The sequence below is a fragment of the Sinorhizobium sp. KGO-5 genome, from assembly GCF_036245905.1.
In the GTDB taxonomy this organism is placed as follows: Bacteria; Pseudomonadota; Alphaproteobacteria; order Rhizobiales; family Rhizobiaceae; genus Sinorhizobium; species Sinorhizobium meliloti_A.
The window spans coordinates 77,479-90,658 of the sequence record NZ_BDIZ01000003.1; the positions used below are offsets into that span (position 1 = coordinate 77,479).

11 protein-coding genes are annotated in these 13,180 nt (G+C 63.3%); 9 read left to right on the top strand and 2 right to left on the bottom strand.

Annotated elements, in window-relative coordinates; genetic code table 11:
- The first annotated feature begins 19 nt into the window (after nt 1-19).
- On the top strand, nt 20-1,648 hold the full coding sequence (groL, locus tag BHD07_RS14465; RefSeq protein WP_338281102.1) for a chaperonin GroEL: 1,629 nt from the start codon (nt 20-22) through the stop codon (nt 1,646-1,648).
- Between the two features lie 197 nt (nt 1,649-1,845).
- Here groL and BHD07_RS14470 read toward each other — a convergent pair whose 3' ends face one another.
- Nucleotides 1,846-2,592, bottom strand: a complete 747-nt coding sequence (locus BHD07_RS14470) for a DUF899 domain-containing protein (RefSeq protein WP_338281104.1) — start codon at nt 2,590-2,592, stop codon at nt 1,846-1,848.
- Nucleotides 2,593-2,860: 268 nt separating this feature from the next.
- On the opposite strand from BHD07_RS14470, the gene BHD07_RS14475 reads away from it, so the two are divergent.
- From BHD07_RS14475 to BHD07_RS14510, 8 genes are all read left to right on the top strand, one after another.
- Nucleotides 2,861-3,397, top strand: coding sequence for a 3'-5' exonuclease (locus BHD07_RS14475; protein WP_338281106.1), 537 nt, complete (start codon nt 2,861-2,863; stop codon nt 3,395-3,397).
- A gap of 134 nt (nt 3,398-3,531) precedes the next feature.
- Complete coding sequence (locus BHD07_RS14480; protein WP_275599097.1) at nt 3,532-4,083, top strand: Spy/CpxP family protein refolding chaperone; 552 nt, start codon at nt 3,532-3,534, stop codon at nt 4,081-4,083.
- 36 nt (nt 4,084-4,119) lie between these two features.
- Nucleotides 4,120-4,818 (top strand): response regulator transcription factor, encoded by a 699-nt coding sequence (locus tag BHD07_RS14485; protein ID WP_338281108.1) that lies wholly within the window; start codon nt 4,120-4,122, stop codon nt 4,816-4,818.
- A gap of 4 nt (nt 4,819-4,822) precedes the next feature.
- Nucleotides 4,823-6,085, top strand: coding sequence for a sensor histidine kinase (locus BHD07_RS14490; RefSeq protein WP_338281110.1), 1,263 nt, complete (start codon nt 4,823-4,825; stop codon nt 6,083-6,085).
- Between the two features lie 345 nt (nt 6,086-6,430).
- Nucleotides 6,431-7,252 (top strand): AraC family transcriptional regulator, encoded by an 822-nt coding sequence (locus BHD07_RS14495; RefSeq protein ID WP_338281112.1) that lies wholly within the window; start codon nt 6,431-6,433, stop codon nt 7,250-7,252.
- Nucleotides 7,253-7,437: 185 nt separating this feature from the next.
- A complete protein-coding gene (locus tag BHD07_RS14500; RefSeq protein WP_338281114.1) occupies nt 7,438-8,061 on the top strand; it encodes a (2Fe-2S)-binding protein in 624 nt (207 codons plus the stop codon).
- Entirely contained in the window at nt 8,058-9,035 is a 978-nt protein-coding gene (locus BHD07_RS14505; RefSeq protein WP_338281116.1) for an FAD binding domain-containing protein, read from the top strand. Before BHD07_RS14500 ends, BHD07_RS14505 begins: the two co-directional genes overlap by 4 nt.
- Nucleotides 9,032-11,257, top strand: coding sequence for a xanthine dehydrogenase family protein molybdopterin-binding subunit (locus BHD07_RS14510; RefSeq protein ID WP_338281118.1), 2,226 nt, complete (start codon nt 9,032-9,034; stop codon nt 11,255-11,257). The genes BHD07_RS14505 and BHD07_RS14510 overlap by 4 nt, the downstream gene beginning before the upstream one ends.
- An 81-nt stretch (nt 11,258-11,338) precedes the next feature.
- Here BHD07_RS14510 and BHD07_RS14515 read toward each other — a convergent pair whose 3' ends face one another.
- Nucleotides 11,339-13,120, bottom strand: coding sequence for a monovalent cation:proton antiporter-2 (CPA2) family protein (locus BHD07_RS14515; protein WP_338281120.1), 1,782 nt, complete (start codon nt 13,118-13,120; stop codon nt 11,339-11,341).
- Nucleotides 13,121-13,180: the final 60 nt, after the last annotated feature.

The window sequence follows — 13,180 nt, forward strand, 5'->3', positions numbered from 1 at the left end:
GCCTTTGAGGAGTGAAGAAATGGCTGCGAAGGAAGTCAAATTTCAGACCGACGCACGCGAGCGCATGCTGCGTGGTGTCGATGTGCTGGCCAATGCCGTAAAGGTAACCCTCGGCCCGAAGGGCCGTAACGTCGTCATCGACAAGTCGTTCGGTGCACCGCGGATCACCAAGGACGGCGTCTCCGTCGCCAAGGAAATCGAACTCGAGGACAAGTTCGAGAATATGGGCGCGCAGATGCTGCGCGAAGTCGCGTCCAAGACCAACGACCTTGCCGGGGACGGAACGACGACCGCGACCGTGCTCGCACAGGCAATCGTCCGGGAAGGTGCCAAGGCCGTCGCCTCCGGCATGAACCCGATGGACCTGAAGCGCGGCATCGATCTCGCAGTCGATGCGGTCGTGAAGGAATTGAAGAACAACGCCAGGAAGATCTCCAAGAATTCCGAGATCGCCCAGGTCGGCACCATTTCCGCCAACGGCGACACTGAGATCGGACGCTATCTTGCCGAGGCCATGGAGAAGGTCGGCAATGAAGGGGTGATCACGGTCGAGGAGGCCAAGACGGCCGAGACTGAACTCGAGGTCGTCGAGGGCATGCAGTTCGACCGCGGCTATCTCTCGCCCTATTTCATTACCAATCAGGACAAGATGCGCGTGGAACTGGAGGACCCCTATATCCTCATCCACGAAAAGAAGCTTTCGAACCTGCAGGCCATGCTGCCGGTGCTCGAAGCCGTCGTACAGTCTGGCAAACCGCTCCTCATCATCGCCGAGGATGTGGAAGGCGAGGCGCTCGCCACCCTCGTGGTCAACAAGCTGCGCGGCGGCCTCAAGGTTGCGGCCGTGAAGGCGCCCGGCTTCGGCGACCGCCGCAAGGCCATGCTGGAAGACATCGCCATCCTGACCGGCGGCACCGTCGTCTCGGAAGACCTCGGCATCAAGCTTGAAAGCGTCACGCTAAACATGCTTGGCCGGGCCAAGAAGGTCTCGATCGAGAAGGAGAACACCACCATCATCGACGGTGCGGGTTCGAAGGCCGAGATCGAGGGCCGTACCACGCAGATCCGCGCCCAGATCGAGGAAACGACCTCCGACTACGATCGCGAGAAGCTGCAGGAGCGCCTTGCCAAGCTCGCCGGCGGCGTCGCGGTGATCCGCGTAGGCGGCTCTACCGAAGTCGAGGTGAAGGAAAAGAAGGACCGCGTCGACGACGCCTTGCATGCGACGCGGGCGGCAGTCGAGGAAGGGATCCTGCCCGGCGGTGGCGTCGCATTGCTGCGGGCGGTCAAGGCTCTCGACGGCCTTGAGACCGCCAACAACGATCAGCGCGTCGGGGTCGATCTCGTGCGCCGCGCTATCGAAGCCCCCGTCCGCCAGATTGCGGAAAACGCCGGAGCCGAGGGCTCTATCATCGTCGGCAAGCTGCGCGAGAAGGCGGAGTTCTCCTATGGCTGGAATGCCCAGACCAACGAATATGGCGATCTCTATGCCATGGGCGTCATCGACCCGGCCAAGGTCGTCCGCACCGCGCTTCAGGACGCAGCGTCGGTCGCCGGTCTTCTCGTTACGACCGAAGCCATGATCGCAGAAAAGCCCAAGAAGGACGCCGCACCGGCGCTTCCGGCGGGCGGCGGCATGGACTTCTAAGCGATCGGTCAGCCCGCCCTTGCCCTCGGGGGCGGGCCTCCCTTCCGGGTGGAAAACATACTTTTCCTCATACCGCTCGAACGTATCGGAGGACTGCAATCTCTCCTCTTCATCATCTCTGTGCTTGTCACGGAGATGAGAGCCGCGCCAACGTCTGCGGCGCGGGAAGCGTTCTTTCGGCCCAAGGTCGCCCCGATCTAGTCCTGGTTCCGGAACGCCGCCTCTCCGGCGTCCGACACCTCGACCCACTTCTTGTCCGGCTCGGCGTCTTTGACGTAGCTGTCGTGCCAGTTCCACCACTTATAGGTCGGGGTCTGCGGATAGCCCTCGGGCGAATCCTCCCAGACTTCCTGCCGGCCGAGCGGCGTGATGTCGAGGTAATTCCACGTGCTGCCCATCTGCTCGTCGCCGCGATTGTTGATGAAGTAGGTACGGAAAACGCGGTCACCGTCGCGATAGAACACGTTCGTGCCGTGCCACTCGTCCACCCCGAAATCGGCGTCGAAGCTGTCTGTCACCGTAAACCACGGGATCTGCCATCCCATGCTCGCCTTCAGCCGCGCGATTTCCGCCTGGGGCGCCCGCGAGACGAAGACGAGGGTTGTGTCACGGGCGTTCAGGTGGGCGAGGTGCGCCACCTGATCGGCCACCATGGAGCAGCCTCTGCAGGCGTGGTCGGGCCAGCCGAAAACGCCCGGTTCGAAGAAGGCGCGGTAGACGATCAGCTGACGGCGACCGTCGAACAGGTCGACGAGGCTGACCTTCCCCGCAGGGCCTTCGAACGCATATTCCTTCTCTACAGCCATCCATGGCATCCGCCGGCGCTCGGCGGCCAGCGCGTCGCGCGCCCGGGTCAGCGCCTTTTCCTTGACGAGGAGCTGCTCGCGCGCAGCCTCCCAGGCCTGCGGCGGGACGACGGGTGGCGTGTGCATCGGTTTCGTCATGGCTCGGCACCTCCAGTTTGTGCGCTTTGGCAATCTGTACGCATTGGCGCCTCTTGGAGGCGCGATCCCGACCGCGCCATCGCCTGGCTGTCGGGCTTGAAGTAGTTTGGCACCGGAACGCCGATGGTGGGAGTAACAAGTGTGGCGCCATTCCATCGGAGCTGCTGGCGGCCGCGCATTCCGACATATCGCGTGAGATCCCCTGGACATGTCGATCGAGCGGGACTGACCTAGATTACGTTGGTGCATTGGAAGAACGTGGCCGCGAATGATCGTATTCCTGGATTTCGAAGCATCGTCTCTGAACAAGAAAAGCTTCCCCATAGAGGTCGCCTGGGTCTTCCAGGACGGCCGCTCGCGTTCCTATCTGATACGACCGGCTCCGGAATGGATCGACTGGTCCGACGAAGCCGAGGAAGTCCATGGCATATCGCGGGAACTGCTTCGGGCGGAGGGGCTCCCCGTCGCGTTCATCGCCGAAGAAATGATCCGTGAGCTTGCCGGACACCAGCTCTATGCCAGCGCACCCTCCTGGGACGGCAAATGGCTGAGCGTGCTGTTGAGAGCCGCCGGGCTGCCAAGGCACGCTCTACGGCTGAAAAGGTCCGACGAGGCCTTCCTCGATGCGGCACGGCGCAAGATGGGCGAGAGGTTTTCGGATAGGGAGATATCGGACCTGGTCCTCGGCGTCATCGGCGCAACCGGGCCGTCGCCCGTCCATAGAGCGCTTCCCGATGCGCGCCTCGAGCTGGATCGATTGAGGCTGGTCGCCGAGGCGGCGGCGGAGCGTGCCGGATCGGTGTAGCTCGTGCTCGCGTCCTCCAATTTACGGCGCAGCGGCGGCTTTACATTTCTTTACATTCGCCCAGAACGGTCGAAACGTTGTCCGGTTAGCTTTTCTCCATCGCAGCAGGTGCTGCGGAGCAAAGGAGACTGACAATGGACAACGAAGAAAAGGACCTGTCGGGCCCGGGCGCCGGCAAAGCCGTTTCGAAAGGATGGGGACGGCACGCGGCAATCGGCGGCCTTGCAGCCGTCGCGGCCGTCAGCGCGGTGGGATTTGCAGCCGCGCGCAGCGACGATTTCGGCTTCGGCATGGGCCGTTTCGGCATGGGCGGCCATGTAATGCAGGCGCATATGGGAGGTGGCGGCTTTATGGAACACCGGATCGGCACCATGCTCGACGAGCTCGACGCGACACCCGAACAGGAAGACAAGCTTTGGGACATCATCGACAATGCCCGCGCCGAGATCAGGCCGACTTTCCGGGACTTCCGCGAGACGCGCGAGGAGGTTATCGAACTCTTGGGCGCGCCGGGCATCGACCGGGCCGCCGCCGAGAAACTTCGCAGCGAACGCATTGCAGCCATTGACGAGGCCTCACGCAAGATGACGACCGCGCTGCTCGACGCGGCCGAAGTGCTGACGCCGGAGCAGCGCGTCAAGCTCGTCAAGCATTTGAAAGAGCGCAGGGGCCACGGCCGGTGGTAAATATGAGTCGGGCAGAAGATTGAGCGGAGCGCAGGGATGGCGGAACGGGTCTTGATTGTTGACGACGACACGCGCCTGTCCGCCATGCTCTCCGACTATCTCTCCGGAAACGGCTACACCGTCGATACCGCGGCGACCGCCACGGCGGGCATCGCCGAGCTCGGGCGCCGCAACCCTGACGTCGTCATCCTCGACGTCATGCTGCCGGATTTCGACGGCTTCGAGACCTGCCGACGCATACGCGCGGTATCGGACGTCTCCATCATGATGCTCACGGCCAAAGGCGAGGAGACGGATCGCATCGTCGGGCTGGAGCTCGGGGCTGACGATTATCTGCCCAAGCCCTTCAATCCGCGCGAGCTTCTGGCACGGCTGAAGGCTATTCTGCGCCGCCGAAACGGCAGCGCCGCGGTTACGCGGTCCCTTCGCTTCGGACGGCTGGAGATCGATCCCGGTTCTCGCTCCGTCAGGATCGACGACCGCGAGTGTACGCTGACGAGCTACCAGTTCGACCTGCTTGTAGCGCTCGCCGAAAATCCCGGCCGCACGCTCTCGCGCGAACAGTTGATGGATGCGGTCAAGGGCGAGGAGCTGGATGCTTTCGACCGCTCGATCGACGTTCACATCTCGCGCATCAGGGCGGCCATCGAGAGCGACCCCAAGCATCCGAAGCGCATCATAACAGTGCGCGGCGCCGGCTATGTCTTCGCCCGCTATCAGGACGATATGAGATAGAGCGATGCGCAGCCGGCTGTTCCTGAAAATCTACCTGACACTGCTCGCGAGCCTTGCTGCGGTTGCCGTCGCCAGCGCCGCATTCGTATGGCTCGGGCAGGGCGAGGAGGAATCCGGTTGGCAAAGCCAGCGCGCCCGGTTCGTCGCCGCGCTCATTCCGCCGGACATGGACAACCGGACCGTCGAGGCGACCATTGAGCGGTTTTCACGCGCCTTCAATGCCGACATTGCCGTATTCGACCCGCGCGGCGGGCTGATCGCAAGCGCCGGCAGCCCGCTTCCGCGCGACATTCTCGGCCAGGCTTGGCGCCACGGCCCGGGCAATTTTCACACCATGGTGACCGAACTGCCCGACGGCCGTACCGTGGCTGCGCGCATGGAACGGCCCTTGCGTCCCTCCGGCCGCAATCCGCTCGCCTACCTCGTTTTGATCGCCGGCGTCATCGGGCTGGCCGCCTATCCGGTGGTGCGTCACCTGACCCGCCGGCTGGAGCGGCTGCGCGTGGGCGTGGATGCCTGGGGCAAGGGCGATCTAGTGGCTCGCGTGCCGGAAGACGGCAGCGACGAGGTGGCGGCGGTGGCCAAGAGCTTCAACAGAGCCGCCGACCATGTCGAGCGGCTGATCAAGTCGCACCGGGCGTTGCTCGCAAATGCGAGCCATGAATTGCGCTCGCCGCTTGCGCGCCTGCGCATGGCGATCGACCTCTACGAGCAGGCGCCGAACGAGGATCGTAAGCAGGAAATCATCCGTAATCTTTCCGAGCTGGACACGCTGATCGAGGAGATCCTGCTGGCAAGCAGACTGGACCACGTCGAGAAGCTCGATGCGCTGGAGTCCGTCGACCTTCTGGCTCTCGTCTCGGAAGAGGGCGCGCGCAACGATGTCGAGGTTTCCGGAATGCCTGCGATCGTCGCAGGCGATGCTCGCCTGCTTCGCAGGCTCGTGCGCAACCTTCTGCAGAACGCGCTGCACCACGGCGGTCCACCTGTCACAGCCGCTGTCGCGCCGGCGGACGGTGCTGCGATCCTCAGGGTCCGCGATCACGGGCCCGGCATAGCGGATAGCGAGAGGCACCGCGTTTTCGAGCCATTCTACCGCCCTTCGGGACGCAGCGAGGCTGCGGGCGGCTGGGGTTTGGGACTGGCGCTGGTGCGCCAGATAGCCGAACGTCACGGCGGCGCCGTCCGCTACGAATCTCCGCCGGACGGTGGCGCCTGCTTCGTCGTGACGCTGCCGGTGCAAAGCAGGCCTGCGAGGGATCGGTAAGGCGCCGGGGTCACCGCCGCGTGCAAACTTCGGAGAGAGGGGCAGGACATTCGAAAGCTCGGGGCACCTCGACGCGGCAGTTGGAATGCGGCAAAGTGGCGATGCACGTTTATGTGAAAAGTGGCGTCACGCTGACCCGTTAACCGCCTCGTGCAAGTACACGCTGCCGCCAATACAAGCCGTCACTTCACCAAACTGTATATTTTGCAAATATTCGAGCAATGCTAGCGTTCGCGAAGCTTGGGCCAGCTGTAGATTGAAGAAGAGGGGGCAGCGGTGGGGGGAAGTGCGCTTGCGGACACGATGGTTCACATTCGGCGTTTGCAGCGAGGCCTGGCGCCGCCTGTGGCCCCGGAGGCGTTTTCAGGCGACACGCGGCTGGTCGGCCGGTGGCGGAACCAGCCGTTCGAATATGATCTGCCGCCCCTGAGGGATCACGTCATCTCGGCCACCTATGCGGGCGCCGGTATCGCCTCGGCGAAAATTGACGGGAAGACCATTTCTGCTCCCGCAAGACCGGGCATGATAACGATAGGGGTGAGGGGACATGATGGCCGTTGGCGGGCGGACGGTTCCGTGGAGGTCTCGAATATCTTTCTAGGCCACAGCCGCCTTCACGCTTGTGCCGATCAGATCGGAAATGGCCGGGAGCCAGAGTTGGTCGACCGCGTGCACTTCGACGACCCGAAACTGTTCACGATTATGGCGCTGATCAACGACGAGATCGGTTCGGCAGACGCGATTTCGCACTTGTATATCGAGCAGCTCCTCGATCTTATGTGTCTGCAACTTCTCAGAGCTCACTCCGCAGCACCGGCGCCGATGGCGAATGGGCCTCGGCGCGGCCTTTCGGCTCGGCAAGTCAAGCGCGTGACGACCTATATGCGCGAGAATATCGCGGAGGACATCCGGCTTCAGGAACTGGCGGCACTCGTTAACCTGAGCCGCTTCCATTTCTGCACCGCATTCCGCGTGGCCACCGGGCAGACACCGTACGGATGGTTGACACGCCAGCGCATCGCCTATGCCAAATCGCTCCTGAGAGATAGATCGCTGCGGATCAGTGACGTCGCCCTGGTCGTAGGATACGAGACACAATCCGCCTTCGCTGCGAGCTTTCGAAAAGCGGTGGGGATTAGCCCGACCGAGTTTCGCCGTCGCCTCTGACATCTGTCACCACGAACTGCCTGGCAACGCCTTTGTCCGGGCCAGCACGCCGGCGGCTGGCGCCATCCTCGTCCGATCCCCAAACGATCACAGCAACATCGGAACAATTCCGAAAGACCGGAACAGTGAAGCCGCGGCGCACGTCCTATCCTCTATCGCCACTACTGAGCTGAAGGGGACCTTTCATGACTGACGAAACAGCAGAATCGCATCCGCCAGGTCTTACCATGTCACGCCGAGAAGCGCTTCAGGCAACCGCCGGGGCCGTGGCCTTTGCGGCGCTGCCGCTCCCAGCCGGGGCAGCAGCGGATTCAACCGCAACGCCCGGGCCTGACACGCACACGCTGCCGTTGGAAGTGACCGTGAACGGTCGCGTCCATCAGCTGGTCGTCGATCCCCGCTTGTCGGTTCTGGATATGCTGAGGGAGAGGCTCTCTCTGACCGGGACCAAAAAAGGGTGCAACCAGGGTGCGTGCGGGGCCTGCACGGTGCTGATAGACGGCCGGCGCGTCAATGCCTGCCTGGCGCTCGCCGTCATGCATGACGGCGCGAAGATCACGACCATCGAGGGCGTCGCGGAAGGAGAGGCGCTGCATCCGCTGCAGGTGGCCTTCATCGAGCATGACGCCTTTCAATGCGGCTATTGCACATCGGGACAAATCATGTCGGGGCTCGGCTGCATCAGCGAGGGTCATGCGTCCTCGGCCGAGGAGATCAGCTACTGGATGAGCGGCAACATCTGTCGCTGCGGCGCCTATCCCGGGATCGTTGCGGCCGTCGCCCAGGCTGCCAAGGAGGATCGTACATGAGACCCTTCGACTTTCAACGGGCGGCCAACGAGTCCGAAGCGATCGCCGCAGCCGCTGCCGGAGCCAGATATCTTGCCGGCGGGACGACCCTCGTCGACCTGATGCGCGAGGAGGTGGAGACGCCGGAAAAGATCGTGGACATCAACAGGCTGCCGCTGAATTACATCCGGGCTACGGATGAGGCGATCGTCATCGGCGCGCTGGCGCGCATGTCCGAGGTCGCCGCCGATCAGGACGTGCGCAGATTGCAGCCGCTCATTTCGGAAACGTTGACCGAGGGTGCATCGCCGCAGCTCCGCAACGTGGCGTCGATCGGCGGCAATCTGCTGCAGCGGGTCCGCTGTCCCTATTTCCGAATGCTGGACGCGCCTTGCAACAAGCGCGTACCGGGCTCGGGATGCTCGGCAATCGACGGCCTGAACGCCGGCCATGCAATTCTCGGCACGAGCGAGCACTGCGTCGCCACACATCCATCCGATCTGGCCGTTTCTCTCGTCGCGCTGGGCGCGACGCTCTCCTTGAAGGGGCCGGCCGGCGAGCGAACCATTCCGGTAGAGGAGCTCTTCCGGCTTCCGGAGTCGACGCCTCATCTCGAGCACACGCTGGAACCAGGCGAACTCATCGTGGAGGTCCAGATCCCAAACGGCCCCTATGCGAAAAAGGCGCGCTACCTGAAGGTCAGGGACCGATCCTCCTACGAGTTTGCCCTCGTATCGGCGGCGGCGGCTCTTCATGTGGAGAACGGAACAATCAAAGAGGTCCGCATCGCTGCGGGGGGCGTGGGCACCCGCCCGTGGCGCATGAACGCTGTCGAGCAGGCGCTGGTGGGAAAACCCGCCGCTCGCGCCAGCTACGAGATCGCGGCGGCGGTTTCGACCGAGGAGACGCGTCCTCTCTCCCACAACGGGTTCAAGGTGAAACTCCTTCCCGCAACGATCGTACGAGCACTCGAAATGGCAGGAGATGTGGCATGACGACGGCTATCGGTAAATCCTTGTCGCGCGTCGACGGCCGCCTGAAGGTCACTGGCCAGGCCACATACGCGGCCGAGTTCAACCAGGAAGGCCAAGCCCACGCGGTCATCGTGGGCAGTACTGTCGGGCTCGGTCGAATAGAATCGATTGACAGCGCAGCAGTTGAGAAAATGCCGGGCGTCGTGGCTGTGATAAGCCACATCAACGCGCAGCGGCTTGCCTACAATGAACACCGAGGGCCTATCGACCCGCCGGCGGGAGAACGGCTTCACGTGCTGCAGGGCTCCGAGGTACGCTTCTTCGGAGAACCGGTCGCCATCGTCGTCGCCGAGACGCTCGATCAGGCGGAGCATGCGGCCAATGCCCTCAAGGTTACCTACTCCGCTCGCCAGCCGCAGGTCGATGCACATGCCGGCGAGCGGGTCATCCCGGCCGTCGCGCGCCGGCCGGGTGCCCGGGCCGAAGCCGATCTCGCCCGCGGAGATGCCGACAAGGCGCTCGAAACCGCGGCCGTGAAGGTCGAGGCGGAATATGTCATTGCGCGTGAGAACCACAACCCGATGGAGCCGCACGCGACGATCGCCGCCTGGAACGGCGACCGCCTGACGCTGTGGAGCAAAAGCCAGTTCGTCGTCAACGAGCAGGCGGAGATCGCCGCCATTTTCGGGCTTCCGCCGGAAAACGTGCAGGTGAACTGTCCGTTCATCGGCGGCGCGTTCGGCACCAGCCTGAGAACCTGGCCGCACGTTACCCTGGCGGCTCTGGCCGCGCGGCACGTCAACCGTCCGGTAAAGCTCGTGCTCACCCGTAAACAGATGTTCTTCGCAACGGGGCATCGGCCTTACACGCTACAGCGCATCGCCCTGGGGGCGCAGGCCGACGGCAAGCTCATCGGTATCGTCCACGAAGGGGCAGGGGAGACGAGTCGTTACGAGGAGTTCATGGAGGCGCTCACGTCCGTGACGAGCTTCATGTATTCCTGCCCGAACGTGCGCACGAGCTATCGTCTCATTCCCCTGGACGCCAGCACACCGACCTATATGCGGGGCCCCGGCGAGGCGAGCGGTATCCACGCGATGGAATGTGCGATCGACGAACTGGCCTACAAGCTTCAGATGGATCCGATCGACTTGCGGCGGATCAACGAGCCGCAGATCGACGAAGGGCGGCAGGTTCCGTTCTCCAGCCGATCGATGCTGAAATGCTACGATCTCGGAGCCGAGCGCTTTGGCTGGAGTCGCCGGACGCCCGAGCCGGGCTCGATGCGGGACGGGCGCCTTCTGATCGGTTATGGGATGGCCAACGCGTCTTATCCATGCCTGTTTGCCCCGGCAAACGCCCGAGTAAGACTTCTCCCCGACGGGGCGGTGGAGGTGGAGGCGGCGGCAAGCGACATGGGGCCGGGCACCTACACCTCGATGACGCAGGTCGCCGCGGAATATCTGGGAATTCCCGTCGAGAGAATCAGGTTTTCTCTTGGCCGCTCCGATTTTCCGGCGACGCCACCCCATGGTGGGTCGATGACCATGGCGTCTGTCGGCTCCGCGATCAGAGCCGCATGCCTCGATCTTCAGGCGAAGGCGGCCGTGCTTGCCGCAAAAGGCGGAGGCAATGCGGGGCTTGCCGGGCAATCGCCGGAAGCGCTGGAATGGCGCGATGGTATGCTGTTCGTGAAAGGCCGGTCCGATCGAGGCGTCACCTATGCCGAGCTCGTGTCCTATGGCGGGGAGAGCCCGCTCGTCGGGGAGGGGACTGCCGCCCGTGACGGCGAAACCGGACAGAAATATTCCATGCATTCATTCGGCGCGGTCTTCGCCGAAGTTGCGATCGATCCCGACGTGAAGACGATCAAGGTCAGGCGAGCCCTTGGCGCCTACGGAGTGGGCCGGGTCGTCAACCCGAAGCTGGCGACGAGCCAATGTATCGGAGGCATGATCGGCGGCATCGGCATGGCCATCATGGAACGAACGGTGCTCGACGGGCGCAACGGGCGTCCGATCAATGCGCACATGGCCGATTATCTCGTGCCGGTGAACCTCGATACGCCGCACATCGAAGCCCACTTCGTCGATGAGGAAGACACGATCGTCAACCCGCTGGGGGTAAAGGGGCTCGGTGAAATCGCGCTTGTGGGAATGTCGGCGGCGGTTTCGAACGCCATTCATCACGCGACCGGAAGGCGGGTGCATGAACTGCCGATCATGATCGAGAGCCTGCTGTAGAATGTAGCCGCTTTCTTCTCCTCATTCCTGTGCGCGTCACAGGAATGAGGGTCGCCGCTTCGGCGCTGTCTCTTGCTTCCTTCACGCCGAACCACCAGGCGGCACCACTTCCACCGGCTCCAATTTGCCGCTGAAGAGCGGCCGCCCAGCAAAGAGGCCGCCGACCAATTCGAGCTCGAGCCGCTTCTCGTCCCGCTGCCGAACCTTCTCGATGATTTCGGCGACCTCGGGCAGATCCGCTCCCAAGGCCTCCAGTGTTTTCTGCCCGAGAACCAGCGAGGATTCGAACGTCTCACGAATGTGGAAATCGGCGCCCGCGCCGATAAGATCCAGCGCGTGCCGCCGGTCCGAGGCACGCGCGAGAACCGGGAGGAGAGGGAACTCGGCCTTGATGAGCTCTACGATTTTCGTGGCGTCGTCCGCCTTGTCCACGCAGACCACGATCGCATTAGCGCGCTCGGCGCCCGCCGCATGGAGGATGTCGAGGCGCTTGCCATCACCGTAATAGACTTTGAAATCGAATTCGCGGGCTGTGTTGATCATCTCCACGTCGGTATCGATGATGGAGATGACGTGACCTCGTGTCAGAAGGACCTGGCTCACGATCTGGCCGACACGGCCGAAACCGATGATCAGGACATTGCCGCTGAGGTTCTCGGGCCGCTCGACGCCATCCGTCGACAGCGGAATGTTCCTCTCCACGAGACGCAGCGCCGCGATCAGCAACGGCGTCACCATCATCGATACGATGATGATCGCCGTCAGTATGGCGTTCTCTTCGCCGCTGATGATGCCGGTGCCGAGGGCCGCGGCGTAGAGCACGAAGGCGAACTCGCCGCCCTGCGCCATGAAAACCGCACGCTCGATCGCCTCCCAATTGGACGCCCTGAAGAGCCGCGCCACCAGGTAGATGACGAGGGCTTTTACGACCATGTAGGCGACCACGTAGAAGAGGATCATCGCCCAGTTGCGAGCGATGACGCTAAGATCGAGCGACATCCCGACCGCAAGAAAGAAGAGGCCGAGCAGAATGCCCCGGAACGGTTCGACATCAGCCTCGAGCTGATGCCTGAACGTCGACTCCGACAGCAGGACACCGGCGAGGAACGCGCCCATCGCCATGGAGAGACCGCCGAGCTGCATGACATAGGCCGACCCGAGCACAACCATCAGCGCTGCCGCCGTCATCACCTCCCTGGCCTCGACGCTTGCAATGAGGCCGAAAAGCGGATTGAGCAGATAACGCCCGGCGAGGACCAGGCCTGCAATCGATGCAAGTCCGATCGCGATGGAAAGCCAATCTATCCCCCCGGACGCGGCAACGCTTCCGGGCACGATCGGCGCGAGGAACGCGACCAGCGCAAGCAGGGGCACGATGGCCATATCCTCCACGAGGAGAATCGACACGATGCGTTGTCCCTTCGGAGCCGCCATCTCTCGGCGTTCCTCCAGCAACTGCATGACGATCGCAGTCGAGGTGAGCACGAAGCCGGCGCCGGCGACGAAGGAGGGGGCCACCGGAAAGCCGGTCAGAACGCCGACGCCCGTCAGAAGTATCGCGCAAAGGGCGACCTGTACGATGCCCAGCCCGAAAATCTCGCGGCGAAGCCCCCAGAGGCGAGAGGGCCGCATCTCCAGTCCGATGATGAAGAGGAACATCACCACGCCCAATTCGGCGACGTGAAGAATGGATGACGGCTCCTGGAGCAGCCGAAGGCCGAAGGGGCCGATGGCAATCCCGGCGGCGAGATAACCGAGAACAGAGCCGAGCCCGATACGCTTGAAAAGCGGAGCCGCGACGACGGCCGCTCCAAGCAGGGCGATAACCGGCAGCAGGTCTATGCCGTGGGACTCAGCAGCCATATTTCGCTCCGAATTTCCAGATGACGGGCGCCCCGTAGAGCGGCACCAGCGACCGTTGAG

Bases quoted from the DNA above. Each gene is read 5' to 3' on its own strand.
- groL (WP_338281102.1), top strand. From the start codon at position 20: ATGGCTGCGAAGGAAGTCAAATTTCAGACCGACGCACGCGAGCGCATG.
- BHD07_RS14470 (WP_338281104.1), bottom strand. From the start codon at position 2,592: ATGACGAAACCGATGCACACGCCACCCGTCGTCCCGCCGCAGGCCTGG.
- BHD07_RS14475 (WP_338281106.1), top strand. From the start codon at position 2,861: ATGATCGTATTCCTGGATTTCGAAGCATCGTCTCTGAACAAGAAAAGC.
- BHD07_RS14480 (WP_275599097.1), top strand. From the start codon at position 3,532: ATGGACAACGAAGAAAAGGACCTGTCGGGCCCGGGCGCCGGCAAAGCC.
- BHD07_RS14485 (WP_338281108.1), top strand. From the start codon at position 4,120: ATGGCGGAACGGGTCTTGATTGTTGACGACGACACGCGCCTGTCCGCC.
- BHD07_RS14490 (WP_338281110.1), top strand. From the start codon at position 4,823: ATGCGCAGCCGGCTGTTCCTGAAAATCTACCTGACACTGCTCGCGAGC.
- BHD07_RS14500 (WP_338281114.1), top strand. From the start codon at position 7,438: ATGACTGACGAAACAGCAGAATCGCATCCGCCAGGTCTTACCATGTCA.
- BHD07_RS14505 (WP_338281116.1), top strand. From the start codon at position 8,058: ATGAGACCCTTCGACTTTCAACGGGCGGCCAACGAGTCCGAAGCGATC.
- BHD07_RS14510 (WP_338281118.1), top strand. From the start codon at position 9,032: ATGACGACGGCTATCGGTAAATCCTTGTCGCGCGTCGACGGCCGCCTG.
- BHD07_RS14515 (WP_338281120.1), bottom strand. From the start codon at position 13,120: ATGGCTGCTGAGTCCCACGGCATAGACCTGCTGCCGGTTATCGCCCTG.